Source organism: Curtobacterium sp. MCBA15_004, assembly GCF_001865055.2.
Classification (GTDB): domain Bacteria; phylum Actinomycetota; class Actinomycetes; order Actinomycetales; family Microbacteriaceae; genus Curtobacterium.
The window spans coordinates 2,709,603-2,734,510 of record NZ_CP126266.1 but is presented as its reverse complement, the minus strand read 5'-3'; the positions used below and the strand labels follow the sequence as shown (position 1 = coordinate 2,734,510).

Sequence of the window (24,908 nt, the reverse complement as noted above, 5' to 3'; positions counted from 1 at the left end):
GTCACCGTCGGGGGAGCCCCGCCACGAACGCGGCGACGACCGCCCGGGCGTCCACGGGGGCGACGTCGGCGACCCGGTAGAGCAGCAGTGCGTCGACGAGTCCCACGAGGTCGACGGCTCGTCGGTCGACGTCCGCCGCGCCGACGGCCACCAGGAGGGTGCGCGCGACCGCGACCAGTGCCTCCCGGGCGGGGTCGTCGCCGGTCAGCGTGGTGCGGAGGTCGTCGTCCCGCAGGTCCACGAGCAGGGCGAGCCGTGCTGCCTGGGCGTCGGCGCGAGCCGCCAGGCGGTCGAGGAACCCGAGGGCGATCGCCACGACCGCGTCGTCGTCGGGGACCGGCGGGAGTACCAGGTCGGAGAGGTCGACGGCGAGCTGGTCGGTGATCCGGTCGACGACCAGCGCGGTGAGGTCGCGACGGGTGGAGGCGTAGTACGAGGTCGACCCCGGTGGCACCGCGGCCTCCTGGTCGACGGCACGGTGGGTCAGTGCGCGACTGCCGCCGCGGGCGGCGAGCCGGATGCCGGCGTCCGCGAGCTCCTCACGGCGTCCCATGCGCGTCCCTCCTCGTCGGTCTCATCGTAGGGTCCTCTACACGTGTAGTGTCCTCTACGGATGTAGTGGACATCCGACCGGAGTGCGACGAGGGGAACGCGATGCGCGCAGTGGTGATCGGCGGGGGCAGGTCCGGACGAGCGATCGAGCGGGCGATCGCCGCCCGGGGCTGGGAGGTCGTGCGGTGCTCCCGGTCGACCGGGTTCGACGTGCTGCGGGACGACGTCGCCGCGCTCCTCGACGGTGCGGACGCGGTGGTCGAGGCGGCCGGGCGTGCCACCACGAGCAGGCGGGTCGCGACGGACTTCTCCACCCGCTCGACCCGCGCGGTCGGTACTGCCGCGGCCCGGACCGGTGCGCACCACGTGCTCCTCTCGATCCACGGGTGCGAGCGACCGGCCGTCCAGGGGTACGGGTACTTCGCGGGGAAGGCGGCGCAGGAGGCGGCTGCCGCCCGCACCGGCTCCCGCCTGACGGTCGTGCGGTCGACGCAGTGGTTCGAGTTCGCCGCACAGAACGCCGGGCGGCTGCGCGTGGGGCCGGTCGCGCTCGTGCCGGGCATGACGATCGCGCCGGTCGCCCTCGACGCGGTGGCGGGCGTGCTGGCCGACGTCGTCACGGGTGTCCGCGCGGATCCCCGGGTCGACGTCGCCGGGCCGGACGTCACCACGCTCTGGGCCCTGACGCGCGCGGTGCGACCGGCTGGGGTGCTGCCGGTGCCGTTCCGGATCCCCGGGTCGCTCGGTGCCGCCTTCCGCGGCGGCGCGCTGCTCCCCGACGAGACCGCCGAGGTGGTCGGGCCGTCCGTCGCCGAGTGGATCGCCGTGCCCGGCCGGGTCGGGAACCGGGCCTGACACCGAGCCGACCCCGCGCTGGGCGACGGGTGGAGGAGGCGGCTCAGTCGGTCGCGCCCCGCGGCGGCTCGACGAGCAGCCCGACGCGGTCCCGCAGGTAGGCCTCGAGCGGCACCGTCCCGGCCGCCGGGGACCACCGCACGACGGGCTCGTCGTCGACGACCGCGAGCACGCCGTCACCGTCGACGAGGGACCGGTCGAGGGGGATCGGCACCGCCCCGTGGTTGACCGTGTCGCCCTCGGGGAAGTGCCCCTTCGCGGCGGCGGCCCGGTAGGCGCGGCGCACCTCCGCCGAGACCGACACGAACTGCGACCGCCCCGGGTCGGTGACGCGGGTGATGCGCCCCGTGGCCCAGACCCGGCCGGCGGTCTCGTCGGTCGAGCCGAGCAGCAGCGCGCCGACGCGCCACACCCGACCGAGCGACCGGATCGTCGGCTCGCGGCGGATGCCGAGCACGGCGCGCGGCTCGACGTACTCGCCCAGGGCCTCGTCCTGGACGGCCGCGGCGCGCAGGCGGACGGCCGCCTCGTCGAGCAGGTCCCGCGCCCGTTGCACCCCGTCCGTCACGTCGCCCGAGCCTAGACCGGGACGCCCACGCGGGGCCGGGCAGCGGTGGTCCGTGGTGCCCGCGCCGGGTCCGGACCGGGTCGTCACACGGGGTCGCGGCAGCCCGGAATGCGCGGTGACCCCCTACCGTTGGCCTGTCCGGAGACGAGGAGGGCCCGTGGGCATCGTGCGGTGGCTGTTCGACGCGCAGCTCGTGATCGGCGACCAGACCGTGCTGTGGCGCGAGGTGATCGGCAACCTGTTCGGGCTGGCGAGCGCCCTCGGCGGCATGCGGCGCCGGGTCTGGGCGTGGCCGGTCGGCATCCTCGGCAACGCCCTGCTCTTCACGGTCTTCATGGGGGCGCTGTTCGACACCCCGAACCCGGTGAACCTGCTCGGCCAGGCCGGGCGCCAGGTGACGTTCATCGTCGTGAGCGTCTACGGCTGGTACCGGTGGACGCACCGCGCGGACGAGGCGACGACCGTCGTCGAGCCGCGGTGGGCCTCCTGGCAGACCCGCGGCCTGCTGGTCCTCGCGCTGGTGGGCGGCACCGCGGTCCTGACCCCCGTGTTCCGCGCCCTCGGCTCGTACGAGCCGGTGTGGAGCGACGCGTGGATCTTCGTCGGCTCGCTGCTCGCCACCTACGGGATGGCGAAGGGGTGGGTCGAGTTCTGGCTGGTCTGGGTGGCCGTCGACCTGGTCGGGGTGCCGCTGCTGTTCTCGGCGGGGTACTACGCGTCCGGGCTGATGTACGTCTTCTACGGCGCGTTCACCCTGACCGGCTTCTTCGTGTGGATGCGGCAGCGCGTCCGCCCGTCGGCCGCACCCGTGACGCTCGGCTGACGAGGCGGCGGGCGAGCCCGGCCGGCCGGCCCGGCCCGGCACACCGGCCTCGCCGGGCCGACCTGGCGACTGGCCCCCGCTCGGGGTCGCGACAGCCGGCGCCCGGATGCGGTGGACTGTCCCCATGGACGACCTGCAGGCGACGCCCGTCGACGACGGCGTCCTCGCCGACCGCGTCGTCCGGAGCGCGATCCGCGCCTACCGGCTGTACCCGTTCGACCAGGTCGACACCGCGGCGGTCGCCGACACGTGCGGGGTGACCGTCGAGGACGTCCGACGCGTCTTCCCGAGCTGGGACGCCCTGCTCCTGGTGACGTACGACCGTTGGGTGCAGCTGCGCGGCACCGGTCGGTCGCAGCCGGCCGCGTGCACCGTCGACCACGTGCGGCGCTCGCTCGCCGAGGACGTGGCCGACCCGGGGCTCGTGCGGCTGCTGGCCGGCGTCGTCAACCTGGCGTCGTCGGAGTGCGACTTCGGCGAGCTGTTCCGCGCCCGCTTCGACGAGTACGTCGGCGAGGTCGCGCACGGCCTCGAGTTCGACGTCGTCCGCGGGATCGAGCAGCTCGGCATCCCGGCGCACCAGGCGGCGACGCAGCTCATCGCGGTCTACCAGGGGCTCCAGGTGCAGATGCTCGTGCGGCCCTACCTCGACGTGCTCGTCGAGTTCGACCGGATGATCCGCACCGTCCGCGCCGGGTGGCGCGAGCAGGAGCCGGCACCCTGGGACCTCGACGCGGCCCCCGTCCTGGGCTGAACCCGTCCTGGGCTGATCGGCGACCGGGGCCGCCGCCTGGCACCCGGCGCCCGACTCCCGGCGCCCGAGCACCGGCGCCCGACCACCCGGACGCTCACCGGTGGGGACCCGCCTACCGGCCCCGCCGCCCCGGCCGCATCGCGAGCACCTGCCGCAGCGTCACCTTCGACCCGTACTGCGCGACCGAGTGCCGGAACAGGTGCTCGGCGGCCCACAGCAGCACGGCCGCCACGACGAACACCTCGACGACGGCCCCGACCGACTCGGCGACCGACAGCGTCCCGACCGCGTTCCGCACCATCGCGGTGATCGGCGTGAACGTCGGGAACCACGTGAAGAACGCCGCCACCGGGGACGTCGGGGTGGTCGCCACGAAGAACGCGGCGTAGAGCGGCACGACGAGCGCGAAGATCGCCGCGGACTGCAGCGTCGAGGCGTCCTTGATCGAGGGGACCGCGGCACCGACGGCGACGAAGAGCCCGGACGCGAGCAGCACTCCACCGACGAGCAGCAGCGCGCCCACCACCATCCGCCACGGGTCGACCGTGAGCCCGCCGAGCCGCGGCGCGACGAGGGGGAGCGCGACGAGGGCGACGACGAGCCCGGGGACCACGACGACCCCGACCTGCACCAGGCCGACGAGGAGCATCGCCACGACCTTGCCGCGGATGAGCTGTCCGGCCGTCACGGTGGTCAGGACCATCTCGGAGATCCGGTTCTCCTTCTCCTCGACCACCACCGTCACCATGCGGGTGGCGAGCAGGACGACGAGTCCGAAGAACGCCACGACGTAGAGGAACGGCGGCACGATCGACAGCCACCCGGGGGCCTCCCGGCCGTCCGACCAGGTCGTGAGCTCGGTGTCCGGCGGCGAGCGGAGGAGCGAGACGGCCTCGGGGTCGTCGACCGATGCGGCCACGCTCCGTTCGAGCACCTTCTCGGCGAGGGTCGCGTACCCGCCGTTCTCGAACAGGCCGCGATCGGCTCCCTGCAGGCGGATCGGCGACGACGAGGGCGTGCGGGGGTACTCGACGAACAGGTCCAGCGTCCCGGCGCGCACGGCGGCGCGGTCGGCGGCCGGGTCCTCGGAGGGGGAGCCGCCCCACTCCGCGGCCACCGACGCCGACACGAGCCCGGAGTGGTCGACGTAGTGGAACGGGGTCCGCGCGGCCGCTGCGCTCGACGACGCCGAGTCCGTCCCGGCCGCCTGTCCCACCCCGACGAGCAGTGACACGACCACGACGACGAGCGGCAGGGCCAGCGTGCCGATCCAGAACGCGGGCTTCCGCACGGCACGCACGAACTCGAAGCGGACCACCGTGCGGAGCACACCGGCGCGGCCGCCGCCCCGGCCGCTTCCCGGCGACCCGCGCATCCCGTCAGCCGCGCCCGAGTTCACGGCCCGGCGTCCTGCCCGGCTCACGCCGCCGCCTCCGCCTCGGTGCCGGCCCCGTGCCCGTACACCTGCACGAAGACCTCGTCGAGGGGGACCCGCCGCATCGCGAAGCCCGTCACGTGCGCACCCGCGGCGACGAGCGCGGCGAGCACGTCGGAGCCGTCGGGTGCGGCTGCGGCGGTCGGTGCGAGGTGCGCGACGTGGCCCTCGTGCCGGACCAGCCGGTACAGCGGGGACGGCGGGACGGGCCCGTCGAGCGCGACCTCGGCGACCGCGCCGCCGAAGGCGTCCTGCACGTCCGGCACGGATCCGTACGCGGCGGCCCGACCGTCCTTGAGGAGGAGGATCCGGTCGCACAACCGCTCGACCTCGTCCATGTGGTGGGTCACCAGCACGACGGTCGCGCCGTCCGCCTTCCGCTCGTCGACCAGGTCGAGGAGGAGCCGGCGGTTCACCGGGTCGAGGCCCTTCGTCGGTTCGTCGAGCACGAGGAGCCGCGGGCGGTCCATGATCGTGATGCCGAGCTGCACCTTCTGCTGCTGACCGCCGGAGAGCCGGTCGACGCGGACCTTCGCCCGGTCGCCGAGGCCGACGCGCTCGAGGAACCCGGTGCTCCACGCGGTCGCCTCGGCCCGCCCGAGCCCGCGCAGGACGCCGAAGTACGTCATCACGTCGAGCACCGACTCCTTCCGGTACAGGCCGCGCTCCTCGGGCAGGTACCCGACGCCGCCGGTCGCCGGTCGGAAGGGCTGGCCGTCGATCGTCAGCGTCCCGCTCGTGGGCGTGGTGATGCCGAGCAACGCCCGGATCGTCGTGGTCTTGCCGGAGCCGTTGCTGCCGAGCAGCCCGAAGGTCTCGCCCGGCGCGACCGCGAAGGTCAGGCCGTCCACCACCGTCCGGTCCCCGAACCGCACGACCAGGTCCCGCACGTCGATGGCAGCGCCGCTCATGCCGCGAGCCTAGCCGGGCGCCACCGACGCGCCACGGCATGGAAACCACTTGCCAAGATGGAAAGTACATGCCAGGGTGGAGACCGGAGAGGGGAACCACATGACCGAGATCCAGCCCGCCGAGGCCCGAGCGCTCCTGGCGCAGGCCGACCGCATCGCCCGCCGCGCGCACGACGGGGTCCGGTGGCCCTACGTCGCCTTCATCGTCGCGCTCGGCGCCGCGACCTCACTCGGGACCTTCGCGATGGGCCTCAGCGAGGGCCGCGCGTTCGCCGCCGCCTACGTCGGCACCATCGCGGTGGTGCTCGCGCTCGTCCTCTGGTTCACCGCCGCGATCCGCGGGCGCTCCGCCTTCGCCCGGGGGCGTCGCTGGACCGGGTACATCGCGGCGTGGACCGTCACCTACGGCGCGTCCATCGCGGTCGTCGCGTGGGTGCACGGCTCGGTGCTGTGGTCCGCGGTGACCTCGGGCGCGGTGCTCGTCGTCACGCTCGCCTGCGCTGCGCGGGAGTCCCGGTCGTGACCGTCACGTCGGGCACGCACCCGCGGCACCGGCTCGACGACCTGCTGCAGAACCCGGTCCGGTTCTCGGTCGTCGCGGCGCTCGACCGCGCCGGCACGCTCGGCTTCCGCGAGGTCCGCGACGCCGTGGAGGTCACCGACTCGGCGCTGAGCAAGCAGGTCAGCGCGCTCGAGGCCGCCGGGTACGTGACCGTCGGCAAGGCCTTCGTCGGCAAGACCCCGCGGACGTCGCTCACCCTGTCGCGGGCGGGCCGTGCCGCCTGGCGGTCGCACCTGGCGGCGCTCCGCGAGATCGCGGACCCGTCGGCCTGAGCGGGCGGGTCCGTCCGGCCGGTCGAGGTGACCCAGGACGGGCGGGTCCGCCCGGTCCGTCGACGCGACCACTGGACGGACGGGAGGCGCGGTGCCTGCCCGCACCGCGCCTCCCGTCCGCCTCCCGGTCCCGTCAGGAACGCAACCAGGCGGTCCCCACCCCCGACAGTGCGCCGTCTGCCACCGGCGCGGAGGCGAGCAGCAGCTCGCCGGCGGGGAGTGCGTACGGCTCGTCGCCGAACACCGTCACGCTCGTCCACCCGTTCGGGCGGCGGAACGCGAGCACGTCGTCGCGGCCGGTCTCGATCCACTCGAGGTGCTCCTCGGTCTGGAGTTGGCCGCGCAGGCCCAGGGCCTTCCGGTACAGGTTCAGCGTCGACTCCGGGTCGGCGTCCTCGGCCTCGACCGACGAGTCGGCGAACCACGCCGGCTGCGGCAGGTGCGCGCCGCCCGCGCCGAAGCCGAACGACGGCCCCGAGCGGGTCCACGGGATCGGGACGCGGCAGCCGTCACGCCCGACGTCGACGCCCGGGTTCCGGAAGAACGCCGGGTCCTGTCGCTCGGCGTCGGGGATGTCGCCCACCTCGTGCAGGCCGAGCTCCTCGCCCTGGTACAGGTAGGCGGAGCCGGGGAGCGCGAGTTCGAGCAGCGTCGCAGCCTGGGCCCGCCGGAGCCCGAGCGCACGGTCGAGTGCGTCCTGCGAGCCGCCGGCCAGCAGCCACGCGGCGCCCTGCTTCTGCTCGTCGCCGTCCCGGGCGGGGAGCGCGTAGCGGGTGGCGTGCCGGACGACGTCGTGGTTCGAGAACACCCACGTCGTCGACGAGCCGGACTGCTCGGCGAGGCCGAGGTTGAACTCGATGACGCTCCGGAACTGCCCGGCGTCGAAGTCGGCCTCGAGCAGGTCGAAGTTGAACGCCTGCCCGAGCCCCTCGGCGCTGGCGTACCGCGCACGGCGGTCGGCGGCGACCCAGGCCTCGGCGACCGCGGTGCGAGCGGGGGTGTACTCGTCGAAGACCTGGCGCCACTCGGCGTAGACCTCGTGCACGTCGTCACGGTCCCACAGGATGTGCGAGCCGTCCTTCGGCGCCGCGGTCACCTCGGCCCAGGTCGGCAGCGGACCGTCGGGCAGGTCCTTCGTCAGGCCGTGGGCGACGTCGATCCGGAAGCCGTCGACCCCGCGGTCCGACCAGAAGCGCAGGGTGTGCAGGAAGTCGTCGCGGACCTCCCGGTTCGCCCAGTTCAGGTCCGGCTGCTCCGAGGCGAAGTTGTGCAGGTACCACTGGCCGTCGCCGACCGCGGTCCACGCCGGGCCGCCGAAGATCGACACCCAGTCGGCGGGTGGCTGCTCGCCGGACGCGCCGGTGCCGTCGCGGAAGACGTACCGGTCCCGGGCCGGGCTGCCCTTCGGCGACGCGAGGGCCTCGCGGAACCAGGCGTGCCGGTCGCTCGTGTGGTTCGGGACGATGTCGACGATGACGCGGATGCCGGCGGCGTGCAGCGCCCCGACCATCTCGTCGAAGTCGTCGAGCGTGCCGAGCCGCGGGTCGACGTCGCGGTAGTCGTCGACGTCGTAACCGCCGTCGGCGAGGGCGGACGGGTAGAACGGGCTGAGCCAGACGGCCTCGATCCCGAGCGACGCCAGGTAGGGCACCCGGCTGGTCACGCCCCGCAGGTCGCCGATGCCGTCGCCGTCCGCGTCGGCGAAGGAGCGGGGGTAGACCTGGTAGACGCTCGCCTGGCGCCACCAGGTCTCGTCGGTGGTGGCCGCAGCGGGCTGGGCGAGGGTGTCGGTCACGATGGTCCTTCCGTGGTTCGTGGTCGTCGGTGCGGGGTTCGTGGTGGTGCTCGTCACTTGATGGCGCCCTGGGTCACGCCGGCCATCACCCAGCGCTGCGTCACGAGGTAGACGATGATCGCCGGCGCCATCGCCATCAGGTACGACGCGAACGAGACGTTGTAGTTGTTGCTGAACTGCGTCTGGAACATCTGCTGGAGCACCGGCAGGGTCTGCAGTGCCGGGTCCGAGGTGATCAGCGACGGCATCACGAAGTCGTTCCACGACGCCAGGAACGCGAAGATGCCGACCGTGGCGCTCATCGGCGCGAGCAGCGGGAACACGAGCCGCCAGAACACCTGCCCGGTGCTCGCCCCGTCGATGCGTGCACTCTCCTCCAGCTCCGCCGGGATCGAGCGCAGGAAGGCGGTGAAGAGCAGCACGCTGAAGGACAGCTGGAACATGACGTGCAGGATCGCGACGCCGGAGGGGTTGTCGAGGCCGGCGAGCCCGGTCAGCTTCACCTGGGACAGCGCGAGCACCGGGAACGGCAGGAACATCGCGGCGAGCAGGTAGAAGAACGACCAGCGGAAGAGCCGGCGGTCCCAGTTCCGGGCGATCGCGTACGCCGTGAACGACGCGAGCAGGATCGTGCCCGCCACGGTGATCGCGGCGACGAGGACCGAGACGCCGAACGCCCGCGGGAAGTCGGTGAGCTCCCACGCCTGCACGAAGCCGTCGACGCTGAACGGTGCCGGTAGCGAGAACGCGTTGCCGTCGACCGCCTGGGCGGTGGTCTTGAACGCCATCGCCACCGTGACGTACAGCGGCACGAGCACGGACAGCGTGCAGACGACGAGCAGGATCGTGACGGGCCAGTTGGACCGTCCGCCGCGACGACCGGCGGCGCGGCCGCCGGCGTTCCGGTCGGCGTCGACGGAGCGGATCGAACCGGTCGCGGTGGTCCCCGGTCGGAGGGGTGCCTGGAGGGACATCAGAGCGCTGCCTTCCCGCGGGTGGCCCGCAGCTGGATCACGGCGATGACGACGGCGATCACGAAGAAGACCGTCGCGTTCGCCATCTGGTAGGCGTAGTCCCCGCCGCTGAAGCCCTTGAAGATCGACATCGCGACGCTCGTGGTCGAGGTGCCGGGACCACCGTCGGTCAGGCCGACGATGATGTCGTACGAGTTGAGGAAGTTCTTGAACCCGATGACGAGGTTGATGAGGATGTAGCCCGCGGTCAGCGGTGCCGTGATCGACACCAGCTGCCGCCACGCGCTCGCGCCGTCGAGCGCGGCGGCCTCGTACACCTCGCCGGGGATCGACAGGACGCCCGCGATGTAGATGAGGAGCGTCGACGGGATCGCCTGCCACGCGGTCACGACGACGACCGCGACCCACGCGAGGTCCGGGTTCGCGAGGATGCTCTGCTCGAGCGGTGCGAAGCCCAGCGTGGTCGCCAGTGCCGGCAGCGAGTTCGCGAACAGGAACGAGAACACGTACGCGATGACGATGCCCGAGATCACCATCGGCAGCACGAACACCGCCCGCAACGCGATCTTCCCGCGCACCCGCGAGGTCAGGGCGATGGCGAGCAGGAACGCGATCGCGTTCACGACGAGCACGGTGACGAGCGAGAACCCGATCGTGAACAGGTACGCCTGCAGGATCGCCGGGTCGGAGAACAGCGCGACGTAGTTCGTCAACCCGGTGAACCGGAACTCGCCGAACCCGACCGAGTCGGTGAAGCTCAGCACGATGCCCATCACCGCGGGGAGCGTGATGGCGAGCGTGAAGAGCACCAGGGTGGGGACGAGGAAGAGCAGGAAGAGCGGGTCGACCCGCTGCTTCCGGCCGGCGCCGGCCCGCCCGGACTGGAGGCGCGGTGCGTTCCCGCCCCGTCGGCGGCGGCCCGCCGTCGTGACGGCTTCGGTGGTCGTGGTTGCCAAGGTCGTCTCCTTACGCGGCCGTGCGGAGCGCGAGACGCGCCCAGTCGCCGTCGAGGGTGCGGAGTTGCGGAGCGGGGGCACCGCCGAAGGCGATGGACTGCAGGTAGTTCGCCACCGGGATCTCGGCGGGGATGAGCTGCGAGGCGCCGAGCGAGAACCGTGCGGCGTCGTAGGACGCCTGCATGCCCTGCAGGGCCGGGTTCGCCGCGGGCGGGGAGTCCTTGCGGACACCGAACCCGTTGTTGTCGGCGTTGTACCGGTCGTTGACCGCGGGGCTCATCAGGAACGACAGGAACTCGCGCGCGGCCTCCTGCTTGCGCGACGCCTCCGGGATCCAGAGCCCCAGGTCGACGTTCACCCGCACCGTGTTGTCGGCGGGGTCGTCGGTCGCGGGGAACGGGAACGTGCCGAGGTCGATGTCCTTGTTCGACTTCGCGATCTCGCCGAGCGCCCACGGCCCCTGCAGGTACATCGCGGCCTTCCCCTGCGCGAACGCGAGGTTGCCGTCGCCGTACCCGCGGCTCGCGGCGCCCTCCTGGTGCCACTGCAGCAGGTCGACCATGCGGTCCACCGGTGCGGCGAAGTCCTTCTCGAACGACACACTCGAACCCCGGCCGACCGAGGTGCCCTCGCGGTCGAGCGCGGCGAAGGTCTCCTGCAGGTCGAGCATGCCGCCGACCGAGTAGTCGAACATGCCCTGCGCGATCGTCCAGTTGTCCTTGTACGTGCCGTACATCGGCGTGATGCCGGCCCGGACGAGCCGTTCGCACACGTCGCGGAACGCACTCCAGGTGGTCGGTACCTCGAGGCCCTGGTCGGCGAAGATCCGCTTGTTGTAGATCACCGACGCGGCGGTCACCGAGTAGGGCAGGACGCTCGTGCGGCCCGGGTACGTGGCGGTCTGCTGCATGAGCGGCCACAGGTCCGGGTTGATCGTGTCCTTCTCGGGCAGGCCGGACAGGTCCGTCAGGGCGCCGTGCTCGACGAACGAGACCATCGCGTAGTTGTAGTTCAGGCACCCGAGGTCCGGCGGTCGGTTCCGGACGAAGTTCGCCGACATGTTCAAGGTCGAGTCGCGCACGACCCGGATCCTCGACTGGCTGTCGTGGAACGTCGCGATGACGTCGTCGAAGTAGCCGATGACCTCGGGCTTCGACACGTAGAAGGTGATCGTCTCGGGGCGGCTGCTCGAGGACCCGAGCGGGGCGCACCCGGCGAGCGCGAGGCCCGCCCCGATGCCGCCGGCCCCGAGCAGGAACCCGCGGCGGCTGACCGCTGCGGCGCTCCTGGTGGTGGCGTCTGCTTGCACGTCGTCTCCGTCCGTCCGGATCGGCGTCACTGCCGTCCCGGGTGTCGCGTCCGGCGTCGGTGCCGGCTCACGGGAGTAAATCTACCCAGAAAATCTAATCGCGCAAGCAACTGTTCCGACGGTAGGGTCGGCGCATGCCACCACGTCGTGCGACCGTCCGCGCCACCAGCGCCGAGACGGTCCTGGCGTACGCGTTCGACGCCGAGGCGTTCACCGCGACCGAGGCGATCGACGCCACCGGCCTGACCCGCTCGACCGTGCTCGGGGCGTGCGCCGAGCTGGTCCGGCTCGGGTGGCTGCGCGACCTCGACGACGCCCGGGCCGCCGGTGAGTACCAGAAGGGGCGTCCGGCCCGTCGGTACGCGCTCGACCCCGACGCCGGTGTCGTCGTCGGCGTCGACGCCGGGCAGCACCGCGTCGCCGCCCTCGTCGCGGACCTGCGCGGCACCGTCCTCGCGCGGGCCGAGGGAGCGCTCGGCGACACGGGCCTCGACGTCCCGGTGCGCCTCGGCGTCACGGCCGACACGATCGCGACGGCGCTCGCCGGTGCCGGGGTCGATCCGGAGCGGGTGCTCGTCACGGTGGTCGGCGTCCCGGCGCCCGTCGACGCCACGGGTGCCTCACCGGCCGACGGCGGCTTCTGGGACGCGATGAACCCCGGGTTCCGCGGCGTGGTCGGGCACGGACGTGTCGTCGTCGAGAACGACGCGAACGCCGCCGCGCTCGCCGAGCGGCCGTCCTCCGGCGACGCCTCCTTCGCGGCGCTGCTGTCGGGGGAGCGCTTCGGCGCCGGGCTCGTGGTCGACGGGTCGTTGCTGCGCGGCGCACGCGGCGGTGCCGGCGAGCTCCGTGTGCTCGACCTGGTGGACGGCGTGGGGTCGTCGAACGGCATCGGCCGGACCGCCCGCGACCTCGTCCGCGCAGCACGCGACGCCGGACGGATCGGCCCCGGGTCCCTGCTCGACGCCGGGGTCTCCGCCGACGGCGAGACCGGGCCGGGCGCCGCGGAGGTGTTCGCCGCCGCCGCGCTCGGCGATCCGGTAGCGCTCGAGGTCGTCGACCGGCTCGGGGACCGCCTGGCCCGGGTGTGCGTCCTGCTCGCCAGCCTGCTCGACATCGACCGCGTGGTCGTGGCCGGCGCGATCGCCGAGGCTGCCTCGGGCGTGATCGACCGTGCGCGGGCGCACCTGGCCGCGTGGGCGTACGACCCGACGCCGGAGGTCGTGGCCTCCCGGCTCGGCGGCGACGTCGTCGTGCTCGGGGCGCTCGCGTCGGCGCTCGACACCGTGCGCGCCGACCCGCTGGGGTTCCCGCTGCCGGCACGGACCGGCGCCGCGGTCTGAGCGCGGCCACGCCGCGACGTACGGCTCGCTGCTGTCCGGCGACACCCTCGCTGTCGAACGACAGCGGGGGTGTCGTTCCGCGACCGCGACCGCGACCGCGACCGCGCCCGCGACCGCCGGGGCCGTGTCGCGACGGACGGGAGGCGCGGTGCCGGCCGGCACCGCGCCTCCCGTCCGTCAGGTGGTGCGGACGACGCGCGTCACTCGCTCGTGGCGACCCAGTCGACGAGCAGGTTGCCGGACGCGCCCCAGTTGCCGGTCTGGAACATGAAGCGGTGCGCGGTCGTGGGGACGTCGTGCGTGATCGTCTCGAGCACGCGGCCGTCGACGCTGTACGTGACGGAGTGCCCCGGGTCCCACTGGACCGTGTAGGTGTGCCAGTCGCGCCACGAGACGCCGCTGTCGACCTGGGTGCGCTCGGCCTCGCGACCGGGCGTCATAGCGTGCTGGAACGCCTGCGGGCGCTCCTCGAAGTTGCCCTCCGGGAAGTCGATCTCGCCGTCGGACCAGACGTTCGAGCTCGGCCACAGCATGAAGGCCGCGCCGTTCCCGTCGCCGCCGGTCGCCTTCGCGCGCACCGAGAAGGTGCCGCCGACGTGGCCCCAGGCGCCCGCGAGGGAGCCGAACGTGCCCGCGGTGCCGGCACCACCGAGCGGGACGTCGAGGACGCCGTCGTGCACCGAGACGGTCCTGCTCGGCTCGTAGATGCCGGACGTGCCGTCCGGGTAGGGCTGCCACGCCTGCGGGTACGTCGACGCGACTCGGCCGACCGCTGCCTGCGTGTCGAAGTCCTCGACGAAGGACAGTGCGGGCGGGCGGGTGTCGTCCGCGAGGGCCGCGGTCACGGGGGTCGTGTCCGGGGCGGTCTCTGCCTGCTCCGTGGGGGCCTCGGTGGGCTCCGTGGTCGGCTGCTCGTCGCCCGACCGGTCGTCGGGAGCGGGCGTCGTGTCCTCCGGCTGCTCCGTCGGTGTCGGCGTCGGGGAGGCCGCCGGAGGGAGGTGGTGTTCGCGCCACCACCCGCACCAGGAGTTCGCGGAGGCGGCGGTGGGGACGACGATCAGCACGCAGCTGAGCGCTGCGGCGGCGACCGTGACGCGCCGGCGGTTCACCGGGCGCTCCGATCGGTGGTGGGCGGGACGGGCGTTGCGCACGTGAGGGTGCGCGGGCACGGGACGGGGATGGCGGGCTCCTCGGGACGGGGCTCGGGCACGGAGGTGGACCGCACCGGAGTCCCGGGGGAGTCGGTGACGCGTCCACGAGCATTGTGCCCCAGCTGTGCCCCGTTCGGGGGGTACCGACGGATTCCGGCCTGCGGGCCACGCGGGCAGCCGCTCGACCGCCGCGGCGTCGGCTCCCTGCTCGTCCCGTCAGCGGGGCAGGGCCGCGAGCACCTCGGCCGCACGTTCGACGTCGTCGGCGCTGACGTCCAGGTGCGTGACGAGCCGGACGCTGCGCGGCCCGAGCTGCATCACCCGGACGCCCCGCTCCGCCGCGGCCGTGACGAAGGCGGCCGGGTCGGCGACCTCGGCGAACACGATGTTCGTGTCCACCGTCGCCGGGTCGACGTCGAGCGCCGCGGCGAGGACCCGGGCGTTCCGGTGGTCCTCCGCGAGCCGGTCGACGTGGTGGCCGAGCGCGTACCGACCGGCGGCGGCGAGGAAGCCCGTCTGCCGCATGCCCCCGCCGAAGCGCTTCCGCCAGGTCCGTGCGGCGGCGACGTGCTCGCGCGTGCCGAGCAGCACCGAGCCGACCGGGGCACCGAGCCCCTTCGACAGGCAGACGGACACGGTGTCGAACCCGGCGGCGAGCTCGTGCAGCGGGGTGCCGGTCGCGACGTGGGCGTTCCAGAGCCGGGCGCCGTCGAGGTGCAGGGCGATCCCGTGCTCCCGGGCGAAGGCCTGCACCGCGCGGATCTCGTCCTGCGGCTGCACCGTGCCGCCGCCGAAGTTGTGGGTGTTCTCGACCGCGATCGCCGTGGTGGAGACCGAGTACGCGCCGGCGTTCGGTTCGGCCAGCTCGCGCACGGTCTCGGCGACGAGGCGCCCGCGGTCCGAGGGCCAGGTGCGCGTGGTGATGCCCGAGAACACCGCGGCCGCACCGAGCTCGGCACGGACGACGTGTGCGCGGACGTCGGCCAGCAGCTCCTCGCCCGGGGCGACGTGCAGGCGGAGCCCGAGCTGGTTCGCCATCGAGCCGGTCGGGGTGAACAGCCCGGCCTCGTACCCGAGCAGCGCGGCGACCTCGCGTTCGAGGGCGTTCGTCTCCGGGTCCTCGCCGAACACGTCGTCGCCGACCTCGGCCTCGGCCATCGCCCGGCGCATCGCGGGGGTCGGGCGGGTGACGGTGTCGGAGCGCAGGTCGATCGGGGCGTCGGTCACGCGGCAACGGTAGCGCGGTGGGCCGCCGCGCGCCCCGGCGTCCGCGTCCGTCGGCGCCACCCGCGGCGGGGCCGCCGCACGCACCCCCGCGTCCGCGTCCGCCGGCGCCACCCGCGGTCCACCCGCCGTGCAGCCCCCGGACCACCGACGTCGCTAGCGTGTGCGCATGCAGCCGCCCGCACCGGGGACCCTCCGTGTCCTCCACCTGTCCGACACCCACCTGACCGGCGACGGCGCCCTGCACCAGGGGACCGTCGACACCACCGCGGCCCTCGACGCGGTCCTCGCCCACGTCGACCCGGTCCCCGGCGTCGGGCTCGTCGTCGTGTCCGGCGACGTCTCCGAGGACGGCAGTCCGGAGTCGTACCGCACCGTGCGCGAACGGGTCGGGTCCTGGGCCGAGCGGCACGGCGCCGCGTTCGTCGCCGTGCCGGGCAACCACGACCTGCGCGAGGGCTTCCGGCAGGTCCTCGCCGACGGGCACGTCCTGGGGGAGGGCGGGCGTCCGCTCGCGCACACGATGCAGTACACGCCGTCGAGCGTCCCCGTCTCGGGGCAGTCCCTCGTCGCGGGCTTCCGGATCGTCACCGTCGACACGAGCGTCCCGGGCGCGGGCTACGGCGAGGTGAGCGACACCGCCCTCGAGCACCTGCGCGCGGCGCTGACCGGCGACCCGGTCGAGCACGGCAGCATCGTGGTCCTGCACCACCCGCCGGTGCCCGCGCCGACCGCGCTGCACGAGGCGCTCCGCCTGCAGAACCCCGAGGACCTCGCCGAGGTGCTCGACGGATCCGACGTGCGGCTCGTCCTCGGCGGGCACCTGCACCACCACTCCGCCGGGTCCCTCGCGGGCGTGCCCGTGCTGGTCGCGCCGGGCGTCGCGAACGACTCGGACGTCGTCGGCCCGTACGACGAGGAGTCCGCCTGGGTCTCCTCCGGTGCGCTCGTCGTCGACGTCGCCACCGACGGGTCGGTCTGGTCGACGCCCGTCCGCGTGCCCCGGTCGGAGGGCGACCGCCGCGCGTTCCGGTTGGACGCGGCGACCGCGGCGCGCGTCGCGGAGGCGGCCGGCAAGCGCTGACCGGTCGCGTCACCGACGCGGTGCGGGGCGGACGGGAGGCGCGGGGCGGGCCCGCACCGCGCCTCCCGTCCGCCCGTCCCGCGTCCGTGCGCGTCGGTCCGCCTGTCCCGTGCCCACGCGCATCGGTCCGCCGGTCCGCCTGCCCGGCGACCGGACCGTCGGCCGGTCCGGCTGTGGCTCCCGCGCGTCGCGGGGGACCCGCGGAGTACCCCGCGCTCACGGACACCGTCCCGTCTGCGCGAGTACACCGGTGGCATGCAGACGGAAGGAGTCCTTCATGCGCATCGGTAGTGCAGTGCAGTACGACCGGTACGGCGGGTTCGACGTGGTCGAGCTCGTCCCGCAGGAACGTCCCGAACCCGGCCCCGGCGACGTCGTCGTCGAGGTGGTCGCCGCCGGACTCAACCACGTGGAGCGCTTCCTCCGCGAAGGGAAGCTCCGCGACCACGTCGACCTCGCGTTCCCCGCCCACCAGGGCGTCGACTTCGCCGGCATCGTCCGCGCACGCGGCTCCGAGGTCCGCGACCTCAAGGTCGGCGACGAGGTCATGGGCCACGCGCCCGACGGCGGCGCGCACGCGACCTGGGTGCGCGCACCCCGCGGCGCGGTCATCAAGAAGCCCGAACACGTCGGCTGGGAGGTCGCGGGTGGCCTGTACCTGGCCGGCTGCACCGCGGCGTCGATCGTCCGCGCCCTGCGCCTCGGACCGGACGACACCGTCGTCATCAGCGCCGCGGCGGGCGGGGTCGGGCACATCCAGTGCCAGCTCGCGCACGACGCCGGCGCGACCGTGATCGCGCTCGGCAGCCCCCGCAACCACGACTACCTGCGGCAGATCGGCACCCTCCCGGTGGCCTACGGAGACGGCGAGGAGGACCGCATCCGCGAGATCGCCGGCGGTCGCCCGATCACGGCGTTCATCGACAACCACGGCGACGACGCGGCGAAGGGCCTCGCGGCACGACTCGGCGTCGGCGAGGACCGCTTCGTGTCGTCCGAGGAACGGCGCGACGTCGAGATCCGGTTCCTCCGCGCGCCTGCCGAGGACGAAGAGGCGCGCGAGCTGCTCACCATGCTCGCGAAGGCCGTGCAGGACCGGCGGGTGCAGGTCCTCATCTCGGGCTTCTACCCGTTCGAGTACATCGTCGACGCGTACGAGGACCTCGCCGAGATGCGGTCCCGCGGCAAGGTCGTGATCGGCATGCAGACCGTCGAGACCGGCGCGCGCCTGGACTGGTACCGCTCCGAGAAGGCCCGGGATCTGCGCGACCGGTACGCCGACCAGCGCGGGGCCGACACGGAGACGATGGCGGGCGGGACGGCCAGCCCCGCTTCCTGAGCCCTGCCGCTCGTGACACGGGCCCGACGTCCTGGTGGACGTCGGGCCCGTTCGTCGTCGGCGCGGGTCGCGCGCGTCGGTTCGGCGCGGATCGCGCCCGTCGGGTCGGCGCGGGTCGCGCGCGTCAGTTCGGCGCGGGTCGGCCGCGTCTCGCGTCAGCTCAGGACGTCCTTCGTCGCGAAGCGGCCGTACGCGAGCGCGCCGAAGACCGCGACGTACCCGAGCTGGAGCAGCGCGTTCGACCCGAACGAGTCGAACGCGATCGGGTCGCGCAGCAGGTCGCCGAACCCGAGCCACAGGTGCGAGAACAGGAACGGGTGCAGCCAGTCGAGTTGCGGCAGCTGGTCGAGCACCTGGGAGACCCCGGCGAGCACCACGGTGGTCGCCATCGCCCCGACCGGCACCGTCGTCAGCGTCGACGCGAACAGGCCGATCGCCGCGAGCCCGAGCATCGACAGCGTCACGTAGAGCGCGAGGAGCACCGCCCGCCCGGCGTACGACCACCCGTCGACCTGGGTCCCGGACAGCAGGGTCACCGGGCCGATCGGGAACAGCAGCGCCCCGACGAGGGCTCCGACGAGCACCACGAGCAGGGTCGCGGCGAGGCAGAACGCCACCGCACCGACGTACTTGACGAGGATGAACCGCAGTCGCCCGGTCGGCGCGACGAGCAGGTACCGGATCGTGCCGTGCGACGCCTCGCCCGCGACCGTGTCGCCCGAGACGACCCCGACCGTGAGGGGCAGGAACAGCGGGATCGACACCGTCAGTGCCGTGAACGCCACGAAGAGTCCGTTGTTCGTGATGTCCCCGAGGAAGGCCGGGCCGCCGTCGTCGCCGTCGGTGGTCAGGCGGACCGCGATCGCGATGAGGACCGGGACGAGGGCGAGCGCCCCGAGCATCGCCCAGGTGCGGTGCCGACGGAAGACCAGGGCGAGCTCGGAGCCGAGCAGGGCGAACGTGCGACCCCGCCGGCCGGTGGGGGCGGCGGGCTGCGGCGTGGTGGCGGTGGCGGTCGCGTCCGCGCGGTGGGCCGTGGCCTCGGCGGCCGTGTCGGGCTGCGGTGCGGTGGTCTCAGGCTGCGACATCGAACCCCTCCCCGGTGAGCGCGACGAACAGGTCCTCGAGCGTGCCGCCGCCGACCGTGATCCCGCGGACCCGGACGTCGGCGTGCACGAGCGCCGCGGTCACGGCCTCGGGTTCCGTCTCGGCGGGCAGGTCCGCGACGAGCGTGTCGGCGCCGGCGTCCCGTCGGGGCGTCAGGCCCAGGCCGATCAGGACCGTGCCCGCGTGCCCCACGTCGGGCGTCCGGACCGTGATCGTCCGGCCACCCTGCGCGCGGAGGTCGTCGAGCGCGCCCTGCGCGACCAGGCGCCCGGTGCGCATCACCGCGGCGTGGGTGCAGACCTGCTCGATCTCGGCGAGGAGGTGGCTCGACACGAACACGGTCGTCCCGTCGTCGGCGAGGGACCGGATGAGGTTCCGGACCTCGCGGGTGCCCTGAGGGTCGAGGCCGTTCGTCGGTTCGTCGAGCACGAGCAGGTCCCGGGGTGCGAGCAGCGCGTTCGCGAGCCCCAGGCGCTGCTTCATGCCGAGCGAGTACGCGTGCGCCTTCTTGTCGGCCGCGTGCGTCAGGCCGACCCGGTCGAGGGCGGCGTCGACCCGGGTCTTCCGGGACCGCGGGTCGGACGTGGGATCGGCGGCGTCGAAGCGGTGCAGGTTGGCCCGACCGCTCAGGTACGGGTAGGAGGCCGGCCCCTCGACGAGCGCCCCGACCCGGGGGAGCACGGTGTGGCGCGCGGCGGGCATCGGCTGGCCGAGCAGGTCGATGCGGCCGCTCGTCGCCGACGAGAGTCCGAGGAGCATCCGGATCGTGGTGGTCTTGCCGGAGCCGTTCGGACCGAGGAACCCGAAGACCGACCCGCGCGGCACGGCGAGGTCGATCCCGTCGACGGCGCGCTGGCGGCGGAAGACCTTGGCGAGCGCCTCCGTCCGGATCGCGAGGTCGGCGGTCGCGGTCACTTCGCCGCGGCGACCAGGGTCGACACCGGTACGGCACCCGCGAACACGCGGCCGTCGTCGGTCAGGTAGACGGAGACGAGCTTCGTCTGCACCGCACGTCCGCCGTCGACCGGCTTCGTCAGCTGGTCGAGCAGGCCGGAGGCGTCGGCGTCGCCCTGCAGCGCCGGGCGGTCGACGGAACCCGCGGGCAGCTCGACGACGGTGTCCCAGCCCGAACCCGTGACGGTGGGCGTGCCGCGGTCGGCTGCCGTGCCGTCGCCGTGTGCCGCGTGGCCGCGGTGGTCGGCGTCGGACAGGTCCTTCGTCGTCACCTCCGCGCCGCTCGGCGGGGTGAAGTCGAACAGGCGGGCGGCCGGCGCGCCGTAGTCGAGGCTCGTGAACCCGACCTGGAACGCCGGGTCGGCACTGCCCGCGGCGAGGACCGTCGCGCGGAGCGGCAGGCCGGTCTGCTGGTCCACCGCGAGCCGGACGGAGCCAACCAGGGTGTCGTCCGACTTCGGCGTCAGCGTGACCTGCCACGCGTCGTGGCCCGCCACCCGGACGGCCGTGGGCTTCGACACGGTCGTGCTCGGCGTGATCGCGTCGATCGCGCGCCGGGCGACGTCGGCCGGGGTCGTGGTGCCGGCGGCGGGCGCGTCCCCGTGGGCGGGGAGCGTGACGTGCACGGCCGTGCGCTGCTTCGAGTCCCACGTCCAGACGTCGTCGCCGTTGCGGACGACGTCCTGCTCGGCGAGCTGCTGGGTGAGCTGCACGCGCTGCTTGTCGGGTCCGTCGACGTAGACGCGCGCGGTGTGCGGTGCGGTGAGGAGCCCGAGCACGTCGGACGCGTCGCCCTGCACGGAGGACCCGCCGGCACCCGAGGGGAGCTCGGGCAGCCCGAGGTCGCTCGTCTGCGAGAGCCGGCCCGAGTACTGTGCGTCGCGGGACTGCGCCACGCTCGCGATCACGTCCGCGGCGCTCGGGTCCTTCCCCGCGACGGGGTCGGCGGCGGCGTTCGCGATCACGGGGGCGGCGACGGCCCCCGCGACGACGAGCGGCGCGAGGACGGCGGGCAGCCAGGCTGACTTCTGCATCGGTGTTCCCCTCGGTGGAGCGTTGCGTCCCGGGTACCGTACGTCCGGCAACCGACAGCCGGCTGGGACCCACGGCCCGGTACCCGGGACGCGACGGGCTGCCTCAGTCCCGGGGGCCGCCGCCGGTCTCGAGGGCGTCCGCGCCGACCGGGGCGGAGCCGTCGTACCCGCAGATCGCGGCGACCTTGTCGGCACTCGCGCTGCCCGGGTCGAAGACGTAGCCGAGCCACTCCCGCACCATGCGTCGCGCGACCTCGAGCCCGACGACCCGCTGCCCGAGGCACAGCACCTGGGCGTCGTTGCTGAGCACCGACCGCTCCACGCTGAAGCTGTCGTGCGCGGTCACCGCACGGATGCCCGGGACCTTGTTCGCGCTGATCGCCACCCCGAGCCCGGTGCCGCACACCAGGACCGCCCGGTCGGCCTCGCCCGTGGCGACCATCCGTGCCGCGTCCACGGCGACGTGCGGGTACGCCGTGTGCCCCTCGGCGTCGACCCCGACGTCCACCACCGACGCCACCCGCGGGTCGGCCTCGAGGTCCCGCCTGATGACCTCCTTGTAGTCGAACCCGGCGTCGTCCGAGCCCACCACCAACCGGTACGTCACGCGACCACTCCTTCCTTCGGTGCGCGTGCGGCGAGGACCTCGCCGACGCGGGTGAGGACCATCCCCATCGAGGTGGCGCCCGCGTCGGGCGTCCCCTTGCTCTTCTCGGCGAGCGGTCGCGCCCGTCCGACCCGCGGCGTGAGGTCGGCGGTCGCCGCCGCCTGCTCCACCGCGGTCCGGGCGGCGACCTGCCACGCCTCGGGCAGCGCCGCGCCCTGCTCGACCGCTGCGCGCAGTTCGTCGACGAACGGCAGCAGCGCGTCGAGCAGCGTCTTGTCGCCGCGCGACGCGCGGCCGAGCTGCACGATCGAGTCGGCGAAGGCCTGGGCGGCGTCGACGACGTCGGCGGGCGCGACCGTCTCGCGGTCGTCACCGAGCGCCCGCCCGAAGGCCTCGAGCGCCGCACCCCACAGGACACCGGACGTGCCGCCCGCCGACGCGGCCCACGCGTCACCGGCACGTCCGAGGACGAAGGCGACCCCCGCCTCCCGGCCGGTCTGCTCGACCGCCCTGCGGGCCGCACCGATCCCCTTCACCATGCCGCGTCCGTGGTCGCCGTCCCCGGCGACCGCGTCGATCCGCCCGAGGGTCTCCTCCTGCTCACGCAGCAGCTCGTCCATCGCCGCGACGGCGGCGCGCGCCGCGTCGGCGGCCCGACGGGAGGCGTCGGTCGCCTCCGGCACGACCGTCGCCTCCGCCTCGGCCTCCTGCACCGCGGTGGCCGGCACGAGCGCGGCGACCGGCGCCCGCAGCTTGCGGTAGGCCGGGGTGTACGCGTCGGCACGCCAGAGCCGTTCGAGGTCGTCGTCGAGCCACTGCAGGGTCAGGGAGCAGCCGCCCATGTCGAGGCTCGTCACGAGTTCGCCGACCTCGGGCTCGACGACCTCGAGTCCGGCCGCGGTGAGCAGCGGCAGCACCCGGCCCCAGAGCAGGAACAGTTCCTCGTACTTCGTGTCGCCCAGGCCGTTCAGGACGGGCGCGACCCGCGTGCCGGCGCCGTCGGGGCGGGCGGCGAGGACCCGCTCGACGAGCAGCTGTGCGAGGTCGGTCGCGGGCAGGACGGGCACGTCGCGGATGCCGGGCTCGCCGTGGATGCCGAGGCCGAGGCCGAGGTGGCCGTCCGGGACGCTGAAGAGCGGGCCGGTCGCCCCGGGCATGGTGCAGCCCGAGAAGGCGACGCCGATCGTGCGGGTGGCCGCGTTCGCCGCGTTCCCCAGTCGCTCGACGGTGTCCAGGTCGGCGCCGTCCGCGGCCGCCGCGCCCATCGCCTTGAAGACCGAGAAGTCGCCGGCGATGCCGCGACGCTGCGCGACCTCGTCGGAGCTCGCGACGTCGTCCGTCACGACGACGATGCGGGTGTCCACGCCCTCGGCGCGCAGCCGCTCGGCGGCGAGCCCGAAGTTCATCGTGTCGCCGGCGTAGTTGCCGAACGACAGGACCACGCCGCGGCCCTGGTCGGCGGCCTTGGCGACCGAGTAGACCTGCGCCGCGGACGGCGAGGTGAAGACGTTGCCGACGACCGCGCCGGTGGCGAACCCGGGGCCGACGAGCCCGCAGAAGGCGGGGTAGTGGCCGGAGCCACCGCCGACCACGACCGCCACCTGCGGCGGGGCACCCTCGGTCGGCAGGGCGACGGCGCCCCCGTGCACGCCGCGGACGCGGTCACCGTGGAGTGCCAGCCAGCCGGCCAGCTGGTCCTCGGCGAACTCCTCCGGGTCGTCGTGGATCGTGGTCATCTCGTTCGTTCCTTCGTGTGTGTCGGCCGACCCGTGGTGGGTCGGGTGGTGCCGGGCGACGGCGGGACGGCCGCCGTCGCCCGGGGTCGGGGCGTCGGTGCTGCGGGGCGGTGCCGGCGGTACCGTTCGGTGCCTTCGGTGCCTTCGGTGCCTTCGGTGCCTTCGGTGCCTTCGGTGCCTTCGGTGCCTCCGGCGCCTCCGGCGGCACCGGCTGGCGGTGCCGCGGGGTCAGTGCTGCCGGTGCGGTGTCGCCCGGCGCTGCGGGACGTCGAGGAAGTGGATCATCACGAACGCGCAGGCGTAGAGCCCGACGAAGGTCCACGTCACGGCCTCGCCACTGCCGCCGAGGGCGAACACCGCCGCGACGACGCCCGTCCCGAGGAACGCGGCACCGCCCGCCGCGGTCGTGTACATCGCCATCGCCGCACCCTTGTGCTCGGGGGCGAGCGCCGGCATGATCGCGCCCATCGGCACGAACCCGGCGAGCAGGCAACCGAACACGCAGCCCGCGACGACCGAGAGCACGTAGCCCCAGTCCGAGCCGGCGGGCACGAGCTGCGGGACGTACCACCAGGCGACGAGGCCCGTGGCGGAGCCGACGATGCCGAACCACTTGACGGTGCGCTGCCAGCCGATCCGGTCCCCGACCCAGCCGAACAGGGCGTTGACGAGGATGTTCGTGGCGTAGACGCAGACGGTCATGAGCAGCCAGCGGCCCTGGCCCCACCCGCGCTGGTCCGCGATGACGGCGGGCAGGACGACGAACATGCCGAACTCCGGCGCCGTGTTGATCAGCCGGACCAGGAAGCCCATGAGCACCTTCGGCCGCGTCGCGGTGAGCCGGATGCCGCTCGTCAGCACGCGCCACGCGCTCTCGCCCGCCGGGGCGATCCGGGAGAACCCGTTCGGCAGGCGGACGCCGAACAGCATGATCAGGAAGCCCGCGACGACGAGCGCGATCGACGCGACCATGGCACCGGTCTCACCGGTCGTCCCGCCGCCGAACACGGGGATGGCGCCGATCGCGAAGAGCGACCCGAGCGTCGGCAGGCCGCCCGTGAACGCGACGTAGAACCAGCCGACCGCCGAGCCGTTGCGCTCGACCGGCGTCGTGATGTTCACCCACACGAGGAAGGCGAACGCGAACAGCGGGTAGCCGAAGCCGCGGATCGCGTACGCCACGGCGGCGAACGGGACGCTGCCGAGACCGAGCGCGACGAGGAAGAGCACCTCGAACACGACCCAGACGGCGAACCCGAGGATCATCACGCGTCGCGGCCCGACGAGGTCGGACAGGGCGCCCGAGACGTAGCTGCCGATCAGTGCGGCGAGGCTGTAGAACGTGACGATGGTCGCGACCGTGGCCTCGGGGCTGCCGAGGACGGCGACCATGTGCGGCGTGATGAAGTTGGACTCGACGCCGTTGCCGGTCATGAAGACCAGCACGGCGACGAACCCGAGGGCGAGCGGACGGGGGATCCCCATCCGGTCGAGTCGGCCCTCGGTGCGGGCCGGGGCGGCGGTGGGCGCGGTGGTCGGGCGGGCGGTCGTCGTCGACATGCC

Annotated in this window: 24 protein-coding genes; 8 read left to right on the top strand and 16 right to left on the bottom strand. The window is 73.9% G+C overall.

What is annotated here, in order from left to right; genetic code table 11:
• Position 1 precedes the first annotated feature (1 nt).
• Positions 2–553 (bottom strand): TetR/AcrR family transcriptional regulator, encoded by a 552-nt coding sequence (locus tag QOL16_RS12905; RefSeq protein ID WP_065963474.1) that lies wholly within the window; start codon positions 551–553, stop codon positions 2–4.
• 101 nt (positions 554–654) lie between these two features.
• On the opposite strand from QOL16_RS12905, the gene QOL16_RS12900 reads away from it, so the two are divergent.
• On the top strand, positions 655–1,407 hold the full coding sequence (locus QOL16_RS12900; RefSeq protein WP_071282339.1) for an SDR family oxidoreductase: 753 nt from the start codon (positions 655–657) through the stop codon (positions 1,405–1,407).
• Positions 1,408–1,450: 43 nt separating this feature from the next.
• On the opposite strand, the gene QOL16_RS12895 is transcribed toward QOL16_RS12900, so the two are convergent.
• Positions 1,451–1,975 (bottom strand): hypothetical protein, encoded by a 525-nt coding sequence (locus QOL16_RS12895; protein ID WP_071282000.1) that lies wholly within the window; start codon positions 1,973–1,975, stop codon positions 1,451–1,453.
• Positions 1,976–2,132: 157 nt separating this feature from the next.
• Between QOL16_RS12895 and pnuC the strand changes: the two genes are divergently transcribed.
• Complete coding sequence (pnuC, locus tag QOL16_RS12890; protein WP_071281997.1) at positions 2,133–2,798, top strand: nicotinamide riboside transporter PnuC; 666 nt, start codon at positions 2,133–2,135, stop codon at positions 2,796–2,798.
• A 124-nt stretch (positions 2,799–2,922) separates the two neighbouring features.
• A complete protein-coding gene (locus tag QOL16_RS12885) occupies positions 2,923–3,552 on the top strand; it encodes a TetR/AcrR family transcriptional regulator (RefSeq protein WP_065963466.1) in 630 nt (209 codons plus the stop codon).
• A 112-nt stretch (positions 3,553–3,664) separates the two neighbouring features.
• Here QOL16_RS12885 and QOL16_RS12880 read toward each other — a convergent pair whose 3' ends face one another.
• Together QOL16_RS12880 and QOL16_RS12875 are read right to left on the bottom strand one after the other, a co-directional pair.
• Complete coding sequence (locus tag QOL16_RS12880; RefSeq protein ID WP_139266272.1) at positions 3,665–4,975, bottom strand: ABC transporter permease; 1,311 nt, start codon at positions 4,973–4,975, stop codon at positions 3,665–3,667.
• Positions 4,972–5,898, bottom strand: a complete 927-nt coding sequence (locus QOL16_RS12875) for an ABC transporter ATP-binding protein (protein ID WP_071281993.1) — start codon at positions 5,896–5,898, stop codon at positions 4,972–4,974. Before QOL16_RS12875 ends, QOL16_RS12880 begins: the two co-directional genes overlap by 4 nt.
• A gap of 100 nt (positions 5,899–5,998) precedes the next feature.
• On the opposite strand from QOL16_RS12875, the gene QOL16_RS12870 reads away from it, so the two are divergent.
• Positions 5,999–6,421, top strand: coding sequence for a chemotaxis protein CheY (locus tag QOL16_RS12870; protein ID WP_065963498.1), 423 nt, complete (start codon positions 5,999–6,001; stop codon positions 6,419–6,421).
• Complete coding sequence (locus tag QOL16_RS12865; protein ID WP_065963462.1) at positions 6,418–6,732, top strand: transcriptional regulator; 315 nt, start codon at positions 6,418–6,420, stop codon at positions 6,730–6,732. The genes QOL16_RS12870 and QOL16_RS12865 overlap by 4 nt, the downstream gene beginning before the upstream one ends.
• A gap of 133 nt (positions 6,733–6,865) precedes the next feature.
• On the opposite strand, the gene QOL16_RS12860 is transcribed toward QOL16_RS12865, so the two are convergent.
• From QOL16_RS12860 to QOL16_RS12845, 4 genes are read right to left on the bottom strand one after another with little or no spacing between them, the layout of a single operon-like run.
• Positions 6,866–8,527 carry a glycoside hydrolase family 13 protein gene (locus QOL16_RS12860; protein ID WP_071282337.1) on the bottom strand — a complete coding sequence of 554 codons (1,662 nt, stop codon included), beginning with the start codon at positions 8,525–8,527 and terminating at the stop codon, positions 6,866–6,868.
• Between the two features lie 53 nt (positions 8,528–8,580).
• Complete coding sequence (locus QOL16_RS12855) at positions 8,581–9,501, bottom strand: carbohydrate ABC transporter permease (RefSeq protein ID WP_139266271.1); 921 nt, start codon at positions 9,499–9,501, stop codon at positions 8,581–8,583.
• Entirely contained in the window at positions 9,501–10,457 is a 957-nt protein-coding gene (locus tag QOL16_RS12850) for a carbohydrate ABC transporter permease (protein ID WP_071248018.1), read from the bottom strand. The genes QOL16_RS12855 and QOL16_RS12850 overlap by 1 nt, the downstream gene beginning before the upstream one ends.
• 10 nt (positions 10,458–10,467) lie before the next feature.
• Positions 10,468–11,766 carry an ABC transporter substrate-binding protein gene (locus QOL16_RS12845; RefSeq protein WP_071282333.1) on the bottom strand — a complete coding sequence of 433 codons (1,299 nt, stop codon included), beginning with the start codon at positions 11,764–11,766 and terminating at the stop codon, positions 10,468–10,470.
• Positions 11,767–11,900: 134 nt separating this feature from the next.
• Between QOL16_RS12845 and QOL16_RS12840 the strand changes: the two genes are divergently transcribed.
• A complete protein-coding gene (locus tag QOL16_RS12840) occupies positions 11,901–13,109 on the top strand; it encodes an ROK family protein (protein ID WP_071281990.1) in 1,209 nt (402 codons plus the stop codon).
• Between the two features lie 200 nt (positions 13,110–13,309).
• On the opposite strand, the gene QOL16_RS12835 is transcribed toward QOL16_RS12840, so the two are convergent.
• Complete coding sequence (locus QOL16_RS12835; RefSeq protein WP_071281988.1) at positions 13,310–14,218, bottom strand: glycoside hydrolase family 16 protein; 909 nt, start codon at positions 14,216–14,218, stop codon at positions 13,310–13,312.
• Positions 14,219–14,476: 258 nt separating this feature from the next.
• Positions 14,477–15,487, bottom strand: a complete 1,011-nt coding sequence (locus QOL16_RS12830; protein WP_083230306.1) for a low specificity L-threonine aldolase — start codon at positions 15,485–15,487, stop codon at positions 14,477–14,479.
• Positions 15,488–15,653: 166 nt separating this feature from the next.
• On the opposite strand from QOL16_RS12830, the gene QOL16_RS12825 reads away from it, so the two are divergent.
• Entirely contained in the window at positions 15,654–16,568 is a 915-nt protein-coding gene (locus QOL16_RS12825; RefSeq protein ID WP_071282331.1) for a metallophosphoesterase, read from the top strand.
• Between the two features lie 277 nt (positions 16,569–16,845).
• The gene (locus QOL16_RS12820) at positions 16,846–17,907 is read left to right on the top strand and encodes an NADP-dependent oxidoreductase (protein ID WP_083230304.1); all 1,062 of its coding nucleotides are present in this window, start codon (positions 16,846–16,848) and stop codon (positions 17,905–17,907) included.
• A 155-nt stretch (positions 17,908–18,062) separates the two neighbouring features.
• On the opposite strand, the gene QOL16_RS12815 is transcribed toward QOL16_RS12820, so the two are convergent.
• From QOL16_RS12815 to QOL16_RS12790, 6 genes are all read right to left on the bottom strand, one after another.
• A complete protein-coding gene (locus tag QOL16_RS12815) occupies positions 18,063–18,995 on the bottom strand; it encodes an ABC transporter permease (protein WP_302847169.1) in 933 nt (310 codons plus the stop codon).
• Complete coding sequence (locus QOL16_RS12810; RefSeq protein WP_065963447.1) at positions 18,982–19,929, bottom strand: ABC transporter ATP-binding protein; 948 nt, start codon at positions 19,927–19,929, stop codon at positions 18,982–18,984. Before QOL16_RS12810 ends, QOL16_RS12815 begins: the two co-directional genes overlap by 14 nt.
• Positions 19,926–21,002: a sigma-E factor regulatory protein RseB domain-containing protein gene (locus QOL16_RS12805; protein WP_071281986.1), complete on the bottom strand. Its 1,077-nt coding sequence runs from the start codon at positions 21,000–21,002 to the stop codon at positions 19,926–19,928. Before QOL16_RS12805 ends, QOL16_RS12810 begins: the two co-directional genes overlap by 4 nt.
• A gap of 103 nt (positions 21,003–21,105) precedes the next feature.
• The gene (locus QOL16_RS12800) at positions 21,106–21,609 is read right to left on the bottom strand and encodes a ribose-5-phosphate isomerase (protein ID WP_065963444.1); all 504 of its coding nucleotides are present in this window, start codon (positions 21,607–21,609) and stop codon (positions 21,106–21,108) included.
• Positions 21,606–23,345, bottom strand: a complete 1,740-nt coding sequence (locus tag QOL16_RS12795) for a dihydroxyacetone kinase family protein (protein WP_065963441.1) — start codon at positions 23,343–23,345, stop codon at positions 21,606–21,608. Before QOL16_RS12795 ends, QOL16_RS12800 begins: the two co-directional genes overlap by 4 nt.
• A 228-nt stretch (positions 23,346–23,573) precedes the next feature.
• Positions 23,574–24,905 carry an RbtT/DalT/CsbX family MFS transporter gene (locus QOL16_RS12790; RefSeq protein WP_217637598.1) on the bottom strand — a complete coding sequence of 444 codons (1,332 nt, stop codon included), beginning with the start codon at positions 24,903–24,905 and terminating at the stop codon, positions 23,574–23,576.
• Between the last annotated feature and the right edge of the window lie 3 nt (positions 24,906–24,908).

Bases quoted from the DNA above. Each gene is read 5' to 3' on its own strand.
- QOL16_RS12905 (WP_065963474.1), bottom strand. From the start codon at position 553: ATGGGACGCCGTGAGGAGCTCGCGGACGCCGGCATCCGGCTCGCCGCC.
- QOL16_RS12900 (WP_071282339.1), top strand. From the start codon at position 655: ATGCGCGCAGTGGTGATCGGCGGGGGCAGGTCCGGACGAGCGATCGAG.
- QOL16_RS12885 (WP_065963466.1), top strand. From the start codon at position 2,923: ATGGACGACCTGCAGGCGACGCCCGTCGACGACGGCGTCCTCGCCGAC.
- QOL16_RS12875 (WP_071281993.1), bottom strand. From the start codon at position 5,898: ATGAGCGGCGCTGCCATCGACGTGCGGGACCTGGTCGTGCGGTTCGGG.
- QOL16_RS12870 (WP_065963498.1), top strand. From the start codon at position 5,999: ATGACCGAGATCCAGCCCGCCGAGGCCCGAGCGCTCCTGGCGCAGGCC.
- QOL16_RS12855 (WP_139266271.1), bottom strand. From the start codon at position 9,501: ATGTCCCTCCAGGCACCCCTCCGACCGGGGACCACCGCGACCGGTTCG.
- QOL16_RS12840 (WP_071281990.1), top strand. From the start codon at position 11,901: ATGCCACCACGTCGTGCGACCGTCCGCGCCACCAGCGCCGAGACGGTC.
- QOL16_RS12825 (WP_071282331.1), top strand. From the start codon at position 15,654: ATGCAGCCGCCCGCACCGGGGACCCTCCGTGTCCTCCACCTGTCCGAC.
- QOL16_RS12820 (WP_083230304.1), top strand. From the start codon at position 16,846: ATGCGCATCGGTAGTGCAGTGCAGTACGACCGGTACGGCGGGTTCGAC.
- QOL16_RS12815 (WP_302847169.1), bottom strand. From the start codon at position 18,995: ATGTCGCAGCCTGAGACCACCGCACCGCAGCCCGACACGGCCGCCGAG.
- QOL16_RS12805 (WP_071281986.1), bottom strand. From the start codon at position 21,002: ATGCAGAAGTCAGCCTGGCTGCCCGCCGTCCTCGCGCCGCTCGTCGTC.
- QOL16_RS12795 (WP_065963441.1), bottom strand. From the start codon at position 23,345: ATGACCACGATCCACGACGACCCGGAGGAGTTCGCCGAGGACCAGCTG.
- QOL16_RS12790 (WP_217637598.1), bottom strand. From the start codon at position 24,905: ATGTCGACGACGACCGCCCGCCCGACCACCGCGCCCACCGCCGCCCCG.